Consider the following 19,768-nt stretch of genomic DNA (forward strand, 5'->3'; position numbering starts at 1 on the left):
CTCAATCGTCACCGGAGGCCGTCAAGCTCACAGGTCAGGTGATCGGCGAGCAAACCGTCAGCGCACCGCAAACGAAAGGCTCGAAGCCCAACCGCTGGTACCGGCCGAAAAGCGTCGGCGCGAAGATCGCACTCTGGATCGCGTTGATCGCATTCGCACTGCTGTTCCTCTACCCATTCGTCTGGTTGCTGGCCGCCTCCCTCAAACCCCGCGGTCAGGTGTTCGACAACGCCCTGATCCCGAAGACCTGGGTGCCGCAGAATTATCTGGATGTCTGGGATCAGCTGCCGCTGGTGAGCTGGATGTTCAACAGCATCTCGATCGCGCTTCTCGCAGCGTTCGCCGTGGCACTATCGAGTTCAGTGGTGGCCTTCGGCTTCGCCTATTTCAGGTTCCCAGCCAGAAACCTGCTGTTCGCGCTGGTACTCGCGACGATGATGCTGCCGGGCGCAGTGACCATGATTCCGCAGTACCTGATCTGGAAGGAGCTCGGACTCGTGGGCACCTGGGTTCCGCTGTGGGGCGCGAACCTCTTCGGTTCGGCGTTCTACATCTTCCTGCAGCGACAGTTCTTCCTCGGTCTCCCTCGTGAACTGTTCGAAGCGGCCCGGATCGACGGATGCAGCTACTGGGGGCTCTTCCGGCGGATAGCCATGCCTCTGTCCATCCCGTCGTTCATCATCGTCTTCGTTTTCGAGTTCCAGGCCAGCTGGAACAATCTCCAGGCGTCACTGATCTACCTCAACGCCGGCACCGTGGAGGGATTCACCGCCCCACTGGGCATCGCATATGCCATGACGAAGTACAGCCCGACTGCAGGCGGGCATGGTGACTACCAGTACGTGATGGTGGCGTCTTTGATCGTGACGATCCCGATGCTGCTGATCTTCGCGTTCGGGCAGCGGTACTTCATCGAGGGCGTCGCGACTCAGGGCAGAAAGGGTTAGGCGGCTCGTGCGCTGACTCAGTATCACGAGAGAGGGTGTCGGGATCAGAATGCGATCCCGACACCCTCTCTCGCGTCGACCGGTCGCTGAGCGCGTCGAACGACCAGCGTGTTGCTCTACTTCTGCACGGCCTTGTCGTAGGCGCGCATCGCGGCTTCCTGGGCATCCGCGAGTGCGTCTTCTGATGACTTGTCGCCGAGAAGCGCCGACGTCACGGCGTTCTTGAGTTCGGTCTGAATTTCCTGTCCTGCGGCGGAGGCGCCGTATGACTCGCCTTCTCCGACGACCTCGTAGTACGTCGCGATGGTCTGGTCGAAGCCGGCGTTGCCGCTCTCCGTCACGAACGTGTCACGGATGGCCTCGTCGGCGGCCGGTGAGCCTGTGAAGAGGCCGGTGTTGATGGCACCGGGAGTGTCACTGATGGTCTTGGCGCGGGCCTCGCCCGCAGCCATCCAGGCGTCCTCGGACGTGAGGTTCAGCGCCCACGCGCAGGCAGCATCCGCATTCTTCGCCCCCGCCGGTATGACGAACGAGGTCCCGCTTGCCACCGAGAACGGCTCACCTTCCATGTCCTTGAACGGGACGGCTTCGATATCGACCTGATCGACATACGGGGTCAGGACGTTCACGTACCACTGGGCGTTGACCTGCGCACCGACCTGGTCGGCCACGTACGGGTTGTTGTCGCCGAACGTGTCGAAAGAGTCGGTGAAGCTCTTGTACTTCGCGTACCCGCCCTGAGCATCGAAGAGTTGCTTGAGGTAGTCGACCGCCTCCGCGTTCTTCGGATCATCGAGTGCCGGGACGCCGTCATCGTCCATCAGCCGGCCGCCGTAGCCGAGCATCCAGAGCCCGGCCTGGTTGACGCCCACTGAATCGAAGCCGAGAACGCTCGGGTTACCACCACTCTCCTGATACATCTTGCCGACGGCATCGAGAAGCACGTCCGGCTTCGATGTGTCGATCTGATCGGCGGTGACCCCCGCGGCATCCATCACCCGCTTGTTGAGCATGATGGCCGGCGGCTGATAGAACTGCGGAACAGCCCAGACCTTGTCGTCCCACGAGACGTCGTCCATGACCGATTCGTAGTATTGCTCATCTGGGTCGACTCCGTGAGCGGCGAAGCATTCGTCAAGCGGGACGATGAGTCCCTGTGCGGCGTACGTGCCGACGAACTGCCGATCCATCTGGACGACGTCGGGCACGTTGCCGCTCGCCACCCGCGTGGTGAACTTTTGCGCGTCGAATGCGGTCTGGTCGATCTTGATCTCGATGTCGCTCAACTCGCCTTCCGCGTAGTCGAGACGTGAAGTGCCCACCTCGTCAGCGTTGTCGAACCCCCAGGCAGAGAGAGACCCGGTGGGTGAGTCGGAGAACGAGGTGTCTTCGGTCGGGCCTGCGCCGCCCCCGCAGCCGGTGAGCATGAAAATGGATGCTGTCGCTGTAACGGCGATCACGCCTTGCCTGGTCCTGTACATCTGTTTGCCCCTTTGGATCGAGTGGCAGACGGCATCGTCGCCGCCCGCTGCTTCGGATCTCCGGGATGACCGGCGATCCATTCACACGGTTGGACGGTAGGCCGACTGTCTTTATCGAGACAAGGGCTTGCCAAGCGTCACGAGTGCTGCATGACGGGGCTTCAGTTCGCGGTCGCGCCCCCCTCGGCGAGGTACGCGAGTCGCTGCAGCGTCTCTGTATTGCGGGCGTGAAGCATCGCCTGGCGGATCGGACCCGGGATGTAACGGCCCGGCCCGCGGACGGCGTCCTCACCGATGCGGACGACGCATCCGTCTTTTCGCGGTTTCACGTCGAGGGTCACGTGTGCCTCGCCGATCGGCCAGCCCCTCGCCTTGATCTTCATGTGACGGGGCGGGTCCCATTCGAGGACGGAGGTCGAGTCGTTGATGAGGAACGGCCAGACACCGAAGGAGTGGAAGATCCGTGCGCCTTCTGCGGGCCAGGCGTCGTCGACATCGCGCATGCGGGAGGCGCCGACCACCCAGCTCGGGTAGAGCCAGCCGTTCGCCAGCACCGCGAACACCTCTTCAGGAGTGGCCTCGATGTAGCGGTAGTTGATGGACATGACTCTCCTAGAATTCGCGGGCGGCGTCTGGCGCCAGTAACGGCGTAGTCGACAGGCCGAAGACGTCACGCAGCGCGAGGAGCGCCGCGTTCCAGCCGGGCAGGCCGTGGACCCCTGGGCCGGGTGGAGTCGAGGACGAGCAGAGGTAGACACCCTCCAGCGGTGTCCGCCAGGGCTGCGCCGACAGCAGCGGACGGGCCAGCAACTGGGGCAGGTTTACGTCACCGGCCGAGATGTCTCCACGGATGTAGTTCGGGTTGTAGTGCTCGTACTCGACGGCGGTCTTCGACGTGGAGGCGAGGATGAGGTCCCTGAAGCCGGGCGCGAACCGTTCGATCTGGCTGATGATGGCTTCGGTCCGGTTCACCGTCGACCCGGCGGGAACGTGTGTGTACGCCCAGAGCACGTGTTTGCCTTCGGGTGCCCTGGTGGGGTCGAAGCTGCTCGGCTGCGAGACGAGGACGTAGGGGTTCTCCGGATGCTTGCCGCGGGCGACGTCGCGCTCGGAACGAGCGATCTCGGCGCGGGTTCCGCCGAGGTGAAGCGTTCCGGTGAGGGCGAGTTCGGGGTTGGTCCACGGCACGGGACCTGACAGGGCGAAGTCGACCTTGGCGACGGCGTTGCCGTATGAGAACCGGCCGAGCCGCCGGGAGTATCCATCGGGCAGGCGATTCCCGGCGATCTTCTGCAGGGCGCGGGGGCTGGTGTCGAAGAGCACGGCGCGGCTCGGCGGCAGTTCGCGCAGGCTGGTCACCTCATGGTCGGTGATGATCTCGCCGCCGTGGGCGACGACATCCGCTGCCATTGCGTCGACGATGCCCTGACTTCCGCCGACGGGGATCGGCCAGCCGCCCGCGTGTGCGTATGCGGCGAGCACGAGTCCTGCTGCGGTCGGGGCCAGGCCAGGCAACGGCTGGATGGCATGGGCGAGTACTCCGGTCAGAAGGGCGGGAGCGACATCTCCTTTCCACCGGACGTTCCAGAATGGGCTGCCCTGCTCGAGAGCGCGCAGCCCGAACCTGGTGAGTGTGATCGGATGCTTCGGCACACGCAGCAGGGAGGTGGATGTGAACTGGGCGATGCCGTCCGCGTGCGCCGCGAGCGGTCCGAACAGCTGCTTCCAGGCTGCTCCGTCTGCGCCGAGGCCGTCGGCCGCGCGGTCGAGGGAGCGCCAGGCGAGCCCGGCCTCTCCGTGGTCGAGCGGGTGGCCGTATGCGAGTTCGGGGTTGACGAAGTCGAGGCGGTCGGTGAGCCCGAAGTGCTGGAAGAAGCCGGAAGCGTATGCCATCGGATGCACGGCGGAGCAGACGTCGTGCCGGAAGCCGGGAAGCGTCAGTTCTGAGGTCCGGGAACCGCCCCCGATGGTGCTTTCACGCTCGTAGACGCGGACCGAGACGCCGGCCCTGGCCAGCGTCACGGCGGCTGCGAGTCCGTTCGGGCCGGCGCCGATCACGAGTGCATCTGGCTGAGTCATTGGTCGTCAGTATGACACCGTGATTCGGAACCGGGCGACCCCTTGACGGCGTCCGACGACACCCGAACTCGGGTCGCCGTCACACCCGAAGTCGGGGTTTGTCCAGCGCGTAGACGCGTGGCGTTCACGAATCGTTCGGAATACTCTGGTCGAATAGGGCCTTAACGCACCATGGTGTGAGGAAACGAGCACCACCGCCAAACCCGATTGGACGGATTGTGACTACCCGAACGGCCGAGTATCCGAGGCCGGATCATTTCATCCTTCACATCAGCGACACACATTTGCTTGCCGGGGGCAGCAAGCTTTACGGCCAGGTCGACAGCGAGACGCACCTCAAACAGCTGTTCGCCGAGCTCGAAGCCTCAGGGGGTCGCCCTGAAGCCATCGTCTTCACGGGTGACCTGGCCGACCGAGGTGAGCCCGAGGCGTACGAACGTATCCGGGCCATCGTCGACCCGGCCGCAGCCCGACTCGGCGCCACGGTCATCTGGGTCATGGGCAATCATGACGACCGCGAAGCCTTCCGCGCCGGCCTGTTCAACGAAGTGCCGACCCAGCGCCCGGTGGACCGCGTCTATGAGATCAACGGGCTGCGCATCATCACCCTCGACACCACGGTTCCCGGCCACCACTACGGCGAAGTGACGGGAGACCAGCTCGACTGGCTCGCAGAGGAACTCTCCGTTCCCGCACCTGAGGGGACCATCCTCGCCATGCACCACCCGCCGGTCCCGAGCATGCTCGATCTCGCGGCGAGCGTCGAACTCCGTGAGCAGGCCGGCCTTGCCGAAGTGCTCGAAGGAACGGATGTTCGGAGCATTCTGGCCGGGCACCTGCACTATTCATCGACGGCGACATTTGCGGGCATCCCGGTGTCGGTCGCGTCGGCCACCTGCTACACCCAGGACCTCACCGTGCCGATCGGCGGCACGCGCGGTCGCGACGGGGCTCGGGCCTTCAACCTCGTCCACGTCTACCCGAACACGGTGCTGCACTCGGTCGTTCCGCTTGGCAGCTTCCCGACCCTCGACTACATCGACGCCGCCGAGAGTGCGCGTCGGCTGTCGGCGCTCGGCGTGAAGTTCGATGAGGCCGTGCGCCTCGCCCACCCCGTCCTCGAATCACTCGTGGTGCCGAGCGCCCCGCCGACGGAATCGATCCCCGTCCTGCGCTGAGGGCCTGAACCGCGTCCGCTCACGCGTTCCGGACGCACTCACCCGGCGCACCAGGTGAGCGGGTCCGGAACAGGTGAGTACGTGTCGACGCGACCGAACCGCTGGTCAGGTCCGCTCCGGTGATCGAGCCTGTCGAGATCCCCGATCCGAAGAACGCCAGGTGCCGCCGATCACGAAAAAGGGATGATCCGGTCCCACTTCACATCACCGTTGAGCAGAACCACGTTTCGTGAGTTCCCCGTCCACAGGTCGATCCACGTGTCCGATCCTGAGCGATTAATGATCCGCGGCTTGCCGACGAGCTTCAGCGCCGCGAGTTCTTCCTCGTCGCACCACCACGGCTGGCACCCGACGTAGCCACCACACCCGCAGCCCTCGAATGCAACATCTGCGCCGGCCACGACGAGGACGGCGGCTTCCTTCGGCGTGATCTTCCGCTCACGGGTCAGCGGCGTCCCGTCGAGGTGGATCAGCTGGCCGGCTTCAGTGAACCAACCCGGGGTCGGTGGCTCTTCATCATCGCGCGGTTCGGCATCCGCCGCGTCCTTCAGCTCTGCGGCGATCTCCGCGAGCGAAGGGCGTCGGTTCTTCGGCATCCAACGAGCATCGCACCGACGAGTTCTCGCGGTCACGTCCCCGTTCGGGTCGACCGATCTCGGTATCCACGGGCAGGCCGGCGACCGAACGGGCCGAAAGGGTCGCTCGACGACGAATCGCCTCTTGGGACCGATCGAGCGTTACGAACGCCGGTCAGCCGGCATCCGTCGCCGAGTGCTCGGTCGAGTGCATGGCGACCTCGGTCTCCCACGGCGCAGCGAACGGGAAGTAGTGCTCGAGGAACTCGGTGACGGCCTGGGTGCGCTCCTCGACCGAGATCTCGGGCTTGGAGCCGTCGTTGAGACAGAACATGTCCTGGTCGCGGCGTTTCAGGAGTCGCTCCATCGACGGCAGCGCCGAGCGCAGCGTCGTTTCGATGTACTTCACCCGCGCGTTGGTCTGCACGACCGCCTTGCCGATCATCAGCGCGTAGTAGTGGTACAGCGAGTTCGTGACCGAGATGTCCGTCGCCGACCGGAACCGGCTGGCGGCTGTGCGACGGAACTCCTCGGGGAACTCGTTCTCGAGCTCCTGCATCACGCTCTTGCGGAGCGGGGCGGCGGAGTGTTCGAGGTGCCTTGTGGTGACCTTGCCGAATCGCTCGCGGAGGAGCTCACGGTTGACGCGCGCGGCGTTCTCGAATCCGCTACGCGAAGGGTCGCTTTCGCCGAGACCGATGCGAGTGGATGCCTCGACGAACTTCGTGATTCCCCCGGGGGAGAAGAACACCTCAGGCTTGATCGGCCGGCCGATGAACATGTCGTCGTTCGAGTAGAGGAAGTGCTCGGCGAGTCCGTCGATGTGGTGCAGCTGGGCCTCGACGGCGTGTGAGTTGTGGGTCGGCAGCACGCTCAGGTCGGCGAAGTGGTCCTCACTGCGCACGAGGGTGACGGAGGGGTGCTCTGCGAGCCACTCCGGACGCGGGGAGTCGGTCACGATGAAGATGCGACGGACCCACGGCGCGAACATGTAGACGCTGCGGAGCGCGTACTTGAGTTCGTTGATCTGGCGGAATCGGGCATCCGAGTCGTCACCGTCGCCGACGACGTAGCTCTGCATCCGCTTGGCGCGGGCACGCTGGAACTCGGCGCTCGACCCGTCGACCCACGAGAAGACCATGTCGATATCGAAGCTCACGTCGCTGGCGAGTTCGGCGAACATGTTCTGCAGGGTCGGCCAGGTCTGCCCGAACATCTCCACAGTGTCTTCGAGGGCCTCCGACCGCGGGAGCCAGCGCCGCATGAGCGCGTTCTCGACCGGCGCGACGATCTCGTCTTCGCCGAACCGCCACAGTTCCAGCTGCACCGCAGTATCCGGGCCGTAGCGCAGGCGGCCGATCGGCTCGATCCGCGGCCGGTAGAGACGGAAGACGGATGCCTTGCGGTAGGTCGTCAGCGCACCGTCCGCGAGGAGGACCGACGGGGCATCCTGTTTCTTCGACCGCTTGCCGCTGTTGATCGACGCAGGGTCGAGGACCTTGGCGTAGAAGGGTTCATCGGCGAAGGCTTCGGAGAATGCCGCGCTCAACTGCTTGCGGCACTTGCGGTCGACGGCGATCACGAGATTGTCATTGCTGCCACGGACGAGGAGGTAGGGGATCTCGTGGCGCTCGAGGACGCGACGCAGCGAGAGGATGTCGGTGATCGCCGACTCGCGGGGGGTCAGGTGCCCGTTGATCAGGGTGTACTCGCCTTTGCGCAGGACGACGTCGTCGCGGCTGAAGCGGTTCGCGCGCGTGCCGTTGGAGAGGAGCACGAGTTCGGGGGTCTCGCTGATGATCGGCATCGACGCGGTGATCGGGTCGTCGCGGCGGAACGCATCGACGGAGTTCTCGGTCTTCGTTGCGTGATGCTTGTTAACTGTCGTCATGATCGCCACCCTTCCCGATGGGTCGCCCACCAGGGGGGCGAAGAATGCGCTGTCACTTCAGCGAGAGAGCGCGAGCGACTCGACGGATATCGGCGCTGCTTGCTCATTGTACGGGCGGAGACTGAACTCGACGACGACTTGACTTCCGGGCTGTCCGATCCCACGCCGGGAGACACCGATGGCCCCGGTCCGCAGGGTGCGGAGCGAGGCCATCTGGTCAGCGAGACCGCCGGAATCCGGCGCAATCGGCTGGGAGCGGGGTGTTACTTGACGAGCGCGAATCCGGTGTTCCAGGAGGTCTTCTCTCCCACGGCCAGGGTCAGCTGCAGGAAGCCGACGGCTTCGAGCTCGCGGGCACGCTTGAGCGAGCCGGCGTCGACAGCCGTGAGGCCGCCGCCCTGGATGATCGCCGCAAGGGTGGCCTTGGCTGCTGCGTCGTCACCGGCGATGAGCACTGTGGTGTCCTGGTCGCCGACCGAACCGGTCGCGACGGTAGCCGCGAAGTTCGTGTTGAACGCCTTGAGCACGTGGGCTCCAGGGACCTGCGCGGCGATCTCGGCTGCAGCAGAGCCGTCGGCCGGAACGACCAGGTCGTCGAAGGTGGCGAAGTCGAGCGGGTTGGTGAGATCGACGAGGACCTTGCCGTCGAGCTGACCGTCGTATGCACCGAGCACCTCGGCGACGGCGGGGTAGGGGAGGGCGAGGATGACGACGTCACCGGTGATCGCGTCGCCGACGGTACCGGCGGTGACCTGCTCGCTGACCGCGGCCTTCTCGGTGTCTCGGGCGAGGACCTGCACGGTGTTGCCGCCTTCGAGCGCGATTCCCGCGATGGCCGAGCCCATGTTGCCTGCTCCGATGATGGTGACACTTGTCATGCTGTTCTCCTTGAGTCTCGGGCGGCGGCCCGATTAGTTGTTGATACAAGTAACGATAGGACACATTAGTTGTAGCGTCAAGTATTTGCTAGAATAGGGGCATGGATGATGTGCGCTGGCTGACGACAGAGGAACTCCAGGCGTGGACGAAGTTCGTCGCCGTGGTCGAACTGCTGCCCGGCGTGCTCGATTCACAGCTGCAGCGCGACGCCGACCTCAGCCACTTCGAGTACTTCGTGCTCGCCATGCTCTCGGAGGCTCCGCGCAAGACGCTGCGGATGACGGGGCTCGCGTTCGCGACGAACGCGACGCTCCCCCGGCTGTCACACGTGGTCTCACGGCTCGAGAAGCGCGGGTTCATCGAGCGCACCGCGTGCGCGGAGGACCGCAGGGCGACGAACGCAACGCTGACCGACGCCGGGTGGCAGAAGGTCGTTGCGACTGCTCCCGGGCACGTCCACACGGTCCGTGAGAACGTCATCGATCCGCTCACCGCCGAGGATGTCGCAGACCTCAACCGCGTGATGGGGAAGGTCCTGGCGACGCTCGATCCCGAGCACCGCTTCAACTACGCGGCCACGAGCGGCGACTAGTCAAGGCCCTCGGCCTTTCTGGAGCTCCCGCGTAACGTGGCGAGCCGGAAAGGAGCACCATGACAGAAACACTCACAGGCAAGAAGGTCGCCTTCCTCCTCACGGACGGTTATGAGGACTCGGAACTCACGAGCCCCTGGCAGGCGGTGACGGATGCCGGCGCAGACGCAGTTCTCGTCTCGCCAGAGATCGGCACCGTCACGGGGAAGAACGGGCACACCCAGCAGGTCGACGTACGGGCGGCCGAAGCGACCTCCAACAACTTCGACGCGCTCGTGCTCCCCGGTGGAGTCGTGAACGCGGATCACCTGCGCATGGATGCCGATGCCGTCGCGCTCGCGCACGCATTCTTCGAGGACCACAAGCCGGTCGGCGTGATCTGCCACGGCGGCTGGCTGCTGATCGAGGCCGACGTCGTCCGCGGCAGGGAGCTCACCAGCTACCCCAGCCTCAAGACCGACCTCACCAACGCAGGCGCCAGCTGGGTCGACGAAGAGGTCGTCGTCGACAGCGGGCTCGTCTCGAGCCGTACCCCAGACGACCTGCCGGCGTTCAACGCCAAGCTCGTCGAGGAGATCGCCGAGGGCGAGCACGAGGGCCAGAAGCCGTAGGTCTGCAGTAACCGCGTTTCGCGCGGGTGATTCGGCTTCCCGCGGGTGAAAAATCACCCGCGCGGAACCGATTCGCCCGCGCGAACTGGTTTTCGCCTCAGCGGCCGATGACCTTCGTAATCGCCATCACGAGGATGACGCGGTCGGCCTTGTCCGGTGGAGCTGCCTGTGCGGCGTTGCCGTAGCGCTTGCCGAGCCGAACGTAGAACGCACCGGTCGGATCCTCCCGTACCTCCGAGAGCGCACCGCGCAGCTCGACGTAGCTCAGCGGATTCTCCGGGTCGAACACCGACAACGCCATCGATGGGTTCTTCTGCAGGTTGCGGTACTTCGCCCGCTTGGTCGTGTGGGTGAAGAGCAGGTGCTCTCCGTCGAACTCGAACCACATCGGGTTCACCTGGGCGGAGCCGTCCGGGCGGACGGTGGCCAGGCTCCCGAAGTTCGGGGCGGTGACGAGGTGCAGCAGGTGGTCGGGGATCTCAGCCGTCATGCTCTCAATCTACGTGTTCTCCACAGGCATCCGTTTCTCCACAGAAATCGGATGCGACGGCACACGGCATCCGCGAAGCTCACCATGGTGGGCATGACCGAAATCAGAGCCGAAACGGCGTCGAACGAACCGCTCGTCACCGACGAGCTCATCGAACAGCGAGTGCGGGCGATCGTCGGCCGCGCCTGTCGACGGCAGGTATGGATGCTGTTCCTCGACGGGGACAGCGTTCAGGTGCCGTTGATCCTCCCGATGGCGGACTACCCGTCCAGCCCTGCCGACGGCAACGCGGCAATCTTTGCCGCGCGGGTGAAGGAGATCGTCGAGGTCGCCGGTGCCGCTCAGGTGATCTTCGTGTGGGAGCGGTACGCGGGTGACCGACTCACCCAGTCCGACTGCGCCTGGGCCCAGCACCTGCACGAGGCGTGCCGGGCGGAAGGCGTGGTGGTGCGGGCGCAACTCCTCAGCCACAAACGCGGCGTCAGGTGGATGGCCGCCGAAGACTACCTCGACATCTGACCGTGTGCAGCGCTCGCCGCGTCCGCCCCGGACGGTCTAGAGGTCCACCGATTTGTTGTCGCCGACGTCTGGCTGCGTGTGGGTCACGACCGCTTTGGCGATTTTGAACATCGTCACGACTCCGGGCTCATTGGTTGCCCAGTATTCCGCGGATTCCGCGTTGACCTTGATCAGGGCGACGGTGGGGTCGTCCTTGCCGTCGGGGAACCATGCCTCGACCGCCGGTGTCCACAGCTCGTCGACCTTGGCCCTGTCGTGCACGATCGTTGCTGTTCCCGCGATCGAGAGGTAACCCTTGCCGGACTCGAACGCGGCATTGACCTGGTTGTTGGCACGGATGTCGTCGACTTTCGAACTGGGGTCCTGCGTGAAGAACCAGAGATCGCCGTCGAAGTCGGTCTCCTGCGTCGCAAGCGGGCGGCTGTGCAGGTGGCCGGTGGACGTGATGGTTGTGAGAAGCGCGATCTTCGCCGACTTCACCAGTCGGGCGATCGTCTTCATGTCATCGTCGTCGGCCGGAATGAAGGTGTCCACCGGGACGGTGCGGTTGGCCGGGGTCGCGATGTCGTCGTCGCTGAATGTCATGACTGGGTCTCCCTCGGATCGTGTGAGACGCGCGGCAGAATCGCGCCGGGCGCTGATCGCACGGTACGCCGCGACATCCGCGGCCCTCTACCCGTTGACAATCACGGGGCTGCAGCCGCACCCGCGCGACCCGTTGAACCGGGTGTGGAAGCAGGTCTAACGTCGGCAGGGAGATGGAGTGGTTCGCCGCCGGGGACTATGAACTCGCCCGCCAGGTCCTGCAACGCGGTATCGCGGCGCTGTACCTGATCGCGTTCGTGTCTGCCGCGTACCAGTTCCCTGCGCTGCTCGGAGAGCGCGGGCTGCTCCCGGCGCCATGGTTCCTGAACCGGGTCTCGTACCGGCAGTCGCCGAGCGTGTTCCACTGGCGGTACAGCGACAACTTTTTGCTCGGCATCGCCTCGGCCGGCGCAGGGATCGCGGCGACCGTCGTGGTCGGCCTGCCCCAGTCAGGACCACCCTGGCTTCCGATGGTCGTCTTCCTGGCGCTGTGGGCGGCCTACCTGTCGATCGTGAACATCGGGCAGACCTTCTACAGCTTCGGCTGGGAAAGCCTGTTGCTCGAAGCCGGGTTCATCGTCGCGTTCCTGGGCTCGGACCAGGTCGCCCCACCGCTGGTGATCATCCTCTTCCTGCGCTGGCTCGTCTTCCGACTCGAATTCGGCGCCGGCATGATCAAGATGCGCGGCGGGCGCGAGTGGCGCGACTTCACCGCCCTGTACTACCACCACGAGACGCAACCGATGCCGAACCCCGTCAGCTGGTTCGTGCACCATCTGCCCAAACTGTTCCACCGCGGAGAAGTGCTCGGCAGCCACTTCGCGCAACTCGTCGTGCCGTTCTTCCTCTTCGCACCCCAGCCCGTGGCATCCGTCGCAGCGCTCATCATCATCGCCACCCAGCTCTGGCTGGTGGTCACCGGCAACTTCGCGTGGCTCAACTGGATCACCATCGTGCTTGCGTTCTGCGCGATCGATGACGGGACGATCCGGGCCGTGATCCCCGGCTTCGGCCCCGACACGGCGTTCCTGCCCACTCCCCTCTGGTTCGATGTCCTCGTGATCGTTGCGACGGCGTTCCTCCTCGTGCTTAGCTGGCGCCCGCTCGCCAACCTGTTCGCCCGCCACCAGTTGATGAACGCGAGTTTCAACCGGTACCACCTCGTGAACGCGTACGGAGCGTTCGGCACCGTCACCAAGGTGCGGATCGAGGTGATCATCGAGGGCTGCGCCGATGAGCGCCCCGGACCCGACAGCGAGTGGCTGCCGTACGAATTCAAGGGCAAACCGGGCGATGTGAAGCGGATGCCGCCGCAGGTTGCGCCGTACCACCTCAGGCTCGACTGGCTGATGTGGTTCCTCGCGCTCGGGTCGCCGGACACCCGCTGGTTCCAGATGCTGATCTACCGGCTGCTCGACGGCGACGAGCGCACGCTGAGGTTGCTGCGGTACAACCCGTTCCAGGAGGCGGCGCCGACGTGGATCCGGGCGCGCGCGTTCCGCTACCGGTATTCGACCTGGGCCGAGCGCCGGGAAACCCGACAGTGGTGGGTTCGCAGCTTGGTCGGAACGCTCATCGACCCGGTGCGCCTGGAGCGCTGAGCGACTGCAGAAAGGCCACCGGCCGGCTGCGGCGCTGGTGGCCGCCCGCCCGCCGACACGGTAGACAAGGGGTATGACGAACTCCGCCCCCGCCGGCCACTCCCAAAGCGAGATCGAGCGCAAGTACGACGTCGAGGACGGCGCGGAGGTCCCTGACCTCAGCTCCGTGAACGGGATCGCGACGGTCGACATCCGCGAACCGGTCGACCTGGAGGCCGTCTACTACGACACCGAACGACTCGACCTCGCCGTGCGGCGGATCGTCGTCCGACGGCGCACGGGCGGTGGCGACGCGGGCTGGCACATCAAGAAGCCTGCCGCTGAGGGACGCACGGAACAGCACTGGCCCCTCGGCGACGACACCGGGACAGTGCCGGATGAGATCCTCGAACCGGTCCGCGCATGGGTGCGCGACCGTGACCTCACACCGCTGGCCCGCATCTCGACCAGACGCACGGCGATCCACCTCGTCGCTGCCGACGGCACCGGGGTCGTCGAGATCGCCGACGATGAGGTGACGGCGACGGATGTCCGCCGCGGCGGAGAACGCAGCTGGCGTGAGTGGGAGGTCGAACTCCTCGACGGCGCCCCGGACACCGAAGAAGGACGCACGGCACTCCTCGACCAGATCGAAGGCGTGATCGCCGAGGCCGGAGCCCACCCGTCGTCGAGCGTGGCCAAGGTGGCGCGTGCCCTCGGTGTGAACTCGCTGACCGAGGTGACTCCCTCAGCCGGCGACGACGCGGGCGATGCAGCAGCCGACGGGACGGCATCCGCTGTCCTCCTCCCCGCCATCGCGGAACTCGTCGAGACGTTCAAACACGCCGACCCCGCTGCTCGCGCCGACGCACCCGATGCGGTGCACCGCATGCGCACTCTCGTGCGGCGGCTGCGCAGTGTGCTCGCCGCGTACCGGCGTCTCTTCGACCGTGAGGTCGCGGACGATCTTCGGGAACGCCTCGGACGGATCGGGTCCGCCCTCGGTGAGGCGCGCGACCTCGAGGTGCAGGGGCTCAGGGCCGAGTCGCTGCTCGACGAACTCGTCAGCTCAGAGGCCGAGGCCAGGTCGCGGCTCGTCGACGGCGCCCGTTCGCGCTACGACACCGCACACCAGCGGCTGCGCGACGTGTTGTCCTCGACCGAGTACTACCGCCTTCTCGACGACCTCGACGCCTTCGTCGCATCCCCTCCGCTGACGGATGCCGCGTCGAAGCCCGCGAAAAAAGTTGTCAAGAAGGTGCTGGGCCGTGAGGTGCACCGCGTGCGGAAACGATCGGATGCCGTCGGCGCAGCCGGCGGAGAGCTCGAATCCCAGCTGCACGCGGCGCGAAAGGCCGGCCGACGGCTCCGGTACGCCGCCGAGATCGTCGGTGCGGCGGGTCTCCGGCGGGCGGCCGCCGCCGCGTCGGCCGGTGAGCGGGTGCAGGACACCCTCGGTGAACACCGCGACAGCGTCTTCTTCGGCGAGTACCTCGTCCGCACGGCCGAACGCGCCGAGGAAGACGGTGAGAAGACGGCTGTCTATGCCGCGTTGTCCGAACTGAGCGCCCGGCGCGGCACGGCCGCCCTCGTCGATGCGGCCGGCGCGCTGAGCGACGCGTGCGACCTTCGACCCTGACCCGGGCAGGCGGCTGACGGTAGAGTCGAAGCTGGTGAGCCGGGAAGTCTGGTCGGCAATGATTTCGTGACCCGTCAGCAAGGAGTCCTCGTGACCGCCCGTTCTCCCCAGCCCACCCGCCCCGTCTTCGGCCCCGGCAGTTACGCCGAGGCCTTGCGGATAGGGAACATTCTCCGCAAGGAGACGGTCGGGGGCATGCTGCTCCTCGCCGCCGCGGTGATCGCCGTGGTGTGGGCGAACTCCCCCGCCACCGACAGCTATTTCGCCCTCCGGGATTTCCGGGTCGGGTACGAACCATGGCACCTCGACCTCACTCTCGGACAGTGGGCATCCGACGGTCTCCTGGCGATCTTCTTCTTTCTCGTCGGCCTCGAGCTCAAACGGGAGTTCATCGCCGGTGACCTCCGCCAGTTCAGCAAGGCCGTCATCCCCGTCGCGGCAGCGATCGGCGGAGTCGTCGTCCCCGCCCTGATCTACGCCGCCATCAACGCCGGCGACCCGGAAGCCATCCGTGGCTGGGCGATCCCGACCGCGACAGACATCGCATTCGCCGTCGCCGTTCTCGCGATCATCGGCTCACACCTGCCGAGCGCCCTGCGCATCTTCCTGCTCACCCTCGCCGTCGTCGACGACCTGCTCGCGATCACCATCATCGCCGTGTTCTACACGGAGGAGATCGTGATTCTGCCGCTCGTCCTGTTCCTGATCCCTGTAGCGGTGTACGCGTTCCTCGCTCACCGCTACCGCCGGTTCTTCGGGCTCCACGCCTCGGCAGCCTGGCTGATCCTGCTTCCGCTGGGGCTGATCGCCTGGGGACTCCTGCACGCTTCGGGCGTACACGCGACGATTGCGGGCGTCGTGCTCGGCTTCGCCGTCCCCGTCATCCGCAGTCAGGCGAGCGGAGGGCCAGACGCCGGACCGGGCCTCGCCGAGATCTTCGAGCACAGGTTCCGACCGATCTCCGCCGGATTCGCCGTCCCGGTCTTCGCGTTCTTCGCGGCGGGTGTCGCTCTCGGTGGGGTGGAGGGATTCACCTCAGCACTGCTCGACCCGGTCACCATCGGCATCATCGTGGCGCTCGTGCTCGGCAAGCCGCTGGGGATCGTCGCCACGACCTGGCTGGTGAGCCGGTTCACGAAGGCGCGACTCGACGCATCCCTCGCCTGGATCGACCTCATCGGAATCGGCCTTCTGGGCGGAATCGGGTTCACGGTCTCGCTGCTCGTCGCCGAACTCAGCTTCGGACTGGGCGCCATCGAGAACGACCACGCCAAGGTCGGCATCCTGCTGGCATCAGTTCTCGCCGCCGTCCTGGCATCCGTCGTGCTGATCAGCCGCAACCGGCGCTACAAACGGATCGAACAGGACGCCCAGCGGGATGCCGACGAAGACGGCATCCCGGACGTCTACCAGCGCGACGCCTGATCACTCAGCTGAGGCCGGCGTTACCCTGCAGGTCGATCTCGCCGGGATCCACGTCGACATCGCCGACGTCGTCGGGCCCGCCGGTGCCAGGGAGGACGTTGACGTCGTCTGCGTCGATGTCCGGGTCGTCAAGTGCGGCGGAATCCGAGGAGGCCTGCAACTGCTCGGTCTCCTGGCCGCTCGACGGGCTGTATGACACGTCCTTGCCCGTCTGTTCGGCGTCGCTCAGGTCGCCGCCGGAAGGTGTCGCGCTGTCGTTCTGGGTCTCGTCGCTCATGCGTCGAGGCTACGGGCGCGGCATGGGGCGGAGAAGCCCCTTGCGCCGGGCCCGTTCGTAACTGCGGAGATTCGGATGCCGTCACCCCGTCTCGGTGCCGAACGCGGCAAGGAGGGCACAATCTCCGCAGTTGGAAACGCTCCCTGCCGGCGCCGCGACGGTTTCGGGAGGAAAATAAAGGGGTCCATCGACGTATTGTCGATGGACCCCCGGGATTTCCTCCCGAAACGCAGCTCTTAGTCGTTGGAGTTGTCGTCCGAGCCGTCCTCGTCGACGAACACGACGACGAACTTCTCATCGAGGTCGATGTCGGCTTCGGTTCCGTCTGCGCGTGTGACCTCGACCTCGAAGGCGTGGTCGGCGTCGTCGCTGCGGTCGATGTCGGTCACGGTGCCGGCAACTTCTGCCAGGGCGGCCTTCGTGGCGCTGGCCTTCTCGGCCTCGGTCAGGGGCGTGTTGGTGTCGTCGCTGCTGGTCGAGTTCGACCCGGTGTTGTCGTCGTCGTCCCCACGAGTGTCGTCGTCTCCGCCGCGGTCGTTGTCGACCCGAACGACCCCGAAGTCGCCGTCGAGCGAAACATCGACCTCGGTGCCGTCCTCACGGGTGACCTCGACCTCGTAGCCACCGTCGTCCGAATCCGAGTCGGTGACGCGTCCTTCTCCGACTTCGTCGAGAGCGGCCCTCGAGGCCTTCTCGAGTGTCGTCCCGGTGAGCTGGTCATCCCCGTCGAACGGGTCGGTCACTGCGACGGCCACTCCGGTTCCACCGAGCACGAGTACGGCAGCGACGGCCGCGCTGATCCAAATGGTCTTCTTCTTCACGAGAGCCTCCTTGTGGCGTTTGTTCCACTGTGCCCGGGAGGTGCTGAAGCAGACCTGAAGCCTCCTGAACGGAATTTCAGGAAGGCGCGTCGGATGCCGCAGGCAGGCGCAGGTCGAATCGCGCACCACCCAGCGTGCTCACCGTCGCGACCACGGAACCGCCGTGCGCCGTGGCGATCTCCCGCACGATGGCGAGCCCGAGTCCGCTGCCGCCCGACTCGCGGGCGCGGGCCTCGTCGAGCCGCACGAACCGTTCGAAGACTCGCTCGCGCTGGTCCTCGGGGATGCCGCCGCCGTCGTCGGCCACCGTGAGAAGCACCTGCCCGTCGGACTCCGTGAGTTCGAATTGCACGGTCCCGGTCGCGTGGCGGGCCGCGTTGTCCGCGAGGTTCCGCAGTGCCTGACCGAGCAGGCCGAGGTCACCGAGCACGCGCGCGGGGCCGACCCCGCTGGTGTCGATGCGGAGGCCAGAGGTGTCCTTGAGCCGCCGCGCTTCTGCCAGCGCGAGATCGTCGAGGTCGACAGCGGTCCGAACCGGAGTGAGCGTCCGCTCGTCGGCCTTCGCCAGCACGAGCATGCCCTGCACGAGGCGTTCCAGCCGGGCGCCTTCGTCGAGGACGACGTCGGCGAGCTCCCCGTCGCCCACCTGGTCGGGGTGCGCGCGGGCGACCTCGGCGTACTGGCGCATCGACGCGAGGGGTGATCGCAACTCGTGCGAGGCATCCGAGATGAAACGCCGTTGCGAGCGTTGTGAGGCGTCGAGACGGTCGAGCATCCGGTTCATGGTGGTGGCCAGTCGGCCGATCTCATCGGAGGTCCCCGGGTCGGCGATTCGACGGTCGAGACTCACCGCGGTCACGTCGTCGACCTCGCGGCGCATCCGTTCGACCGGTCGCAGCGCACGGCCGACCACGAACCAGGTGGTGAGGGCGACGAAGAGCAGGAGGACCGGCAACGCGATGGCGAGCAGACGGATGACGGTTGCGGTGGTCTCGCCGACGGTCTCGAGACTGCGGCCGGTGACCACGGTGAGGTCGTCGGCCTCTCCGGCGACCACGACGAACTCGCCGAGCTCGCCAGGCAGGGTGACAGTGCGTGATTCTCCTTCGGCTGGAGCACTGACCGTTCCGATTCCGGTGACGTTCTCGCTCGCGGCCACGACGGCGCCGGACTCGTCGACGATCTGGAAGAAGGCCTCGTCATCGTCGTAGTCCGAGAGGAACTCCTCGGTGCTCTCGGAGGCCGGGTCGTCATCGTCGTCAGCGTCGGGATCGGGGGTGTCACTGTCGTCGGAGAGCGAGTCGAGACCGGATGCTTCGACACGGTTCGTGAGTTCGCTCAGGCTCTGCTCTGCGGTGTCGCGCACCCCGTCGCGCAGGGCGCCCTGGAGCAGCACGACGAATCCGACGGCACCGAGCAGCAGGGCGACCGCCACGACCGCGGTCGCGGCGAGAACGATCCGGACACGGATGGAGCCTCGGCGCTTCTGCCCCTGGCTCGCGGTCGTCTCCTCAACCACCGTTCGCTGCCAGACGGTAGCCCGCGCCACGGAGCGTCTCGATCGCCTCGCGATCGAAGGGGCGGTCGAGTTTGTTGCGCAGGTGGCGCACGTAGACCTCGACGATGTTCGGGTCGCCTTCGAAATCGAAGTCCCACACGTTGTCGAGCACCTCGCGTTTGGACACGACGGTGCCCCGCTGCCTGATGAGGTATTCGAGCACGGCGAACTCCCTGGAGGTCAGGTCGATCGGGGCGTCTCCCCGCCAGACCCGGCGTGAAGCGGGGTCCACCCGGATGTCACCCGCCTCGAGCACGACAGGGCGCTCGGCCGCGCCGCGGCGCAGCAGCGCGCGGACCCTGGCCAGCAGGATCGCGAACGAGAACGGCTTGGTGAGGTAGTCGTCTGCACCGGTGTCGAGGGCCTCGACCTGATCCCACTCGCCGTCCTTGGCCGTGAGCATGAGGATCGGCGTCCAGTTCTTCTCCGCGCGCAGGGTTTCGCAGACACGGTACCCACTCATTCCCGGCAGCATGATGTCGAGCAGGATGACCGCGTACTGGTTCTCCCGCGCCAGCCAGAGCCCGTCGGTGCCGGTCGGGGCGACGTCGACGGCGAAGCCCTCCGCCTCGAGTCCGCGGCGCAGGCCGTCGGCGAGCCGTACTTCGTCTTCGACCACGAGTATCCGCATGCCGACCACC

At 66.1% G+C, this 19,768-nt stretch carries 20 protein-coding genes; 8 read left to right on the top strand and 12 right to left on the bottom strand.

Features of this window, described 5'->3' with window-relative positions; genetic code table 11:
* Positions 1-41 precede the first annotated feature (41 nt).
* Positions 42-947, top strand: a complete 906-nt coding sequence (locus tag AC1M2K_RS06310; protein WP_480240813.1) for a carbohydrate ABC transporter permease — start codon at positions 42-44, stop codon at positions 945-947.
* A 116-nt stretch (positions 948-1,063) separates the two neighbouring features.
* On the opposite strand, the gene AC1M2K_RS06315 is transcribed toward AC1M2K_RS06310, so the two are convergent.
* From AC1M2K_RS06315 to AC1M2K_RS06325, 3 genes are all read right to left on the bottom strand, one after another.
* Complete coding sequence (locus tag AC1M2K_RS06315) at positions 1,064-2,428, bottom strand: ABC transporter substrate-binding protein (protein WP_480240274.1); 1,365 nt, start codon at positions 2,426-2,428, stop codon at positions 1,064-1,066.
* A gap of 161 nt (positions 2,429-2,589) precedes the next feature.
* Complete coding sequence (locus AC1M2K_RS06320) at positions 2,590-3,033, bottom strand: SRPBCC family protein (protein WP_480240275.1); 444 nt, start codon at positions 3,031-3,033, stop codon at positions 2,590-2,592.
* A gap of 7 nt (positions 3,034-3,040) precedes the next feature.
* Positions 3,041-4,507, bottom strand: coding sequence for a phytoene desaturase family protein (locus tag AC1M2K_RS06325; RefSeq protein WP_480240276.1), 1,467 nt, complete (start codon positions 4,505-4,507; stop codon positions 3,041-3,043).
* 218 nt (positions 4,508-4,725) lie between these two features.
* Here AC1M2K_RS06325 and AC1M2K_RS06330 point away from each other — a divergent pair, with 218 nt between their 5' ends.
* Positions 4,726-5,685, top strand: coding sequence for a phosphodiesterase (locus AC1M2K_RS06330; protein ID WP_480240277.1), 960 nt, complete (start codon positions 4,726-4,728; stop codon positions 5,683-5,685).
* A 170-nt stretch (positions 5,686-5,855) separates the two neighbouring features.
* Here AC1M2K_RS06330 and AC1M2K_RS06335 read toward each other — a convergent pair whose 3' ends face one another.
* From AC1M2K_RS06335 to AC1M2K_RS06345, 3 genes are all read right to left on the bottom strand, one after another.
* On the bottom strand, positions 5,856-6,281 hold the full coding sequence (locus AC1M2K_RS06335) for a hypothetical protein (RefSeq protein ID WP_480240278.1): 426 nt from the start codon (positions 6,279-6,281) through the stop codon (positions 5,856-5,858).
* Positions 6,282-6,435: 154 nt separating this feature from the next.
* Complete coding sequence (locus AC1M2K_RS06340) at positions 6,436-8,151, bottom strand: stealth family protein (RefSeq protein WP_480240279.1); 1,716 nt, start codon at positions 8,149-8,151, stop codon at positions 6,436-6,438.
* A 263-nt stretch (positions 8,152-8,414) separates the two neighbouring features.
* A complete protein-coding gene (locus tag AC1M2K_RS06345; RefSeq protein ID WP_480240280.1) occupies positions 8,415-9,029 on the bottom strand; it encodes an NADPH-dependent F420 reductase in 615 nt (204 codons plus the stop codon).
* Between the two features lie 101 nt (positions 9,030-9,130).
* Between AC1M2K_RS06345 and AC1M2K_RS06350 the strand changes: the two genes are divergently transcribed.
* On the top strand, positions 9,131-9,622 hold the full coding sequence (locus AC1M2K_RS06350) for a MarR family winged helix-turn-helix transcriptional regulator (protein WP_480238855.1): 492 nt from the start codon (positions 9,131-9,133) through the stop codon (positions 9,620-9,622).
* A 59-nt stretch (positions 9,623-9,681) separates the two neighbouring features.
* On the top strand, positions 9,682-10,233 hold the full coding sequence (locus AC1M2K_RS06355) for a type 1 glutamine amidotransferase domain-containing protein (protein ID WP_480238854.1): 552 nt from the start codon (positions 9,682-9,684) through the stop codon (positions 10,231-10,233).
* A 97-nt stretch (positions 10,234-10,330) separates the two neighbouring features.
* Here AC1M2K_RS06355 and AC1M2K_RS06360 read toward each other — a convergent pair whose 3' ends face one another.
* Positions 10,331-10,723, bottom strand: coding sequence for a PPOX class F420-dependent oxidoreductase (locus AC1M2K_RS06360; protein ID WP_480240281.1), 393 nt, complete (start codon positions 10,721-10,723; stop codon positions 10,331-10,333).
* 93 nt (positions 10,724-10,816) lie between these two features.
* Between AC1M2K_RS06360 and AC1M2K_RS06365 the strand changes: the two genes are divergently transcribed.
* The gene (locus AC1M2K_RS06365) at positions 10,817-11,242 is read left to right on the top strand and encodes a hypothetical protein (RefSeq protein WP_480240282.1); all 426 of its coding nucleotides are present in this window, start codon (positions 10,817-10,819) and stop codon (positions 11,240-11,242) included.
* 36 nt (positions 11,243-11,278) lie between these two features.
* Here the strand turns inward: AC1M2K_RS06365 and AC1M2K_RS06370 are convergent, their stop codons facing one another.
* The gene (locus AC1M2K_RS06370; protein WP_480240283.1) at positions 11,279-11,827 is read right to left on the bottom strand and encodes a pyridoxamine 5'-phosphate oxidase family protein; all 549 of its coding nucleotides are present in this window, start codon (positions 11,825-11,827) and stop codon (positions 11,279-11,281) included.
* A gap of 173 nt (positions 11,828-12,000) precedes the next feature.
* Between AC1M2K_RS06370 and AC1M2K_RS06375 the strand changes: the two genes are divergently transcribed.
* The 3 genes from AC1M2K_RS06375 (at position 12,001) to nhaA (ending at position 16,471) form a co-directional block, all read left to right on the top strand.
* Positions 12,001-13,428: a lipase maturation factor family protein gene (locus tag AC1M2K_RS06375; protein ID WP_480240284.1), complete on the top strand. Its 1,428-nt coding sequence runs from the start codon at positions 12,001-12,003 to the stop codon at positions 13,426-13,428.
* A gap of 73 nt (positions 13,429-13,501) precedes the next feature.
* Positions 13,502-15,046, top strand: a complete 1,545-nt coding sequence (locus AC1M2K_RS06380; protein ID WP_480240285.1) for a CYTH and CHAD domain-containing protein — start codon at positions 13,502-13,504, stop codon at positions 15,044-15,046.
* 90 nt (positions 15,047-15,136) lie between these two features.
* Complete coding sequence (nhaA, locus tag AC1M2K_RS06385; protein WP_480240286.1) at positions 15,137-16,471, top strand: Na+/H+ antiporter NhaA; 1,335 nt, start codon at positions 15,137-15,139, stop codon at positions 16,469-16,471.
* 4 nt (positions 16,472-16,475) lie between these two features.
* Here nhaA and AC1M2K_RS06390 read toward each other — a convergent pair whose 3' ends face one another.
* The 4 genes from AC1M2K_RS06390 to AC1M2K_RS06405 all read right to left on the bottom strand — a co-directional run bounded on the left by AC1M2K_RS06390 (position 16,476) and on the right by AC1M2K_RS06405 (position 19,758).
* Positions 16,476-16,748 carry a hypothetical protein gene (locus tag AC1M2K_RS06390; protein ID WP_480240287.1) on the bottom strand — a complete coding sequence of 91 codons (273 nt, stop codon included), beginning with the start codon at positions 16,746-16,748 and terminating at the stop codon, positions 16,476-16,478.
* A gap of 236 nt (positions 16,749-16,984) precedes the next feature.
* A complete protein-coding gene (locus AC1M2K_RS06395) occupies positions 16,985-17,569 on the bottom strand; it encodes a PepSY domain-containing protein (RefSeq protein ID WP_480240288.1) in 585 nt (194 codons plus the stop codon).
* A 76-nt stretch (positions 17,570-17,645) separates the two neighbouring features.
* Positions 17,646-19,088 (bottom strand): sensor histidine kinase, encoded by a 1,443-nt coding sequence (locus tag AC1M2K_RS06400; protein WP_480240289.1) that lies wholly within the window; start codon positions 19,086-19,088, stop codon positions 17,646-17,648.
* On the bottom strand, positions 19,081-19,758 hold the full coding sequence (locus AC1M2K_RS06405) for a response regulator transcription factor (protein WP_480240290.1): 678 nt from the start codon (positions 19,756-19,758) through the stop codon (positions 19,081-19,083). The genes AC1M2K_RS06400 and AC1M2K_RS06405 overlap by 8 nt, the downstream gene beginning before the upstream one ends.
* Between the last annotated feature and the right edge of the window lie 10 nt (positions 19,759-19,768).

Source organism: Mycetocola sp. Y171 (assembly GCF_056713165.1).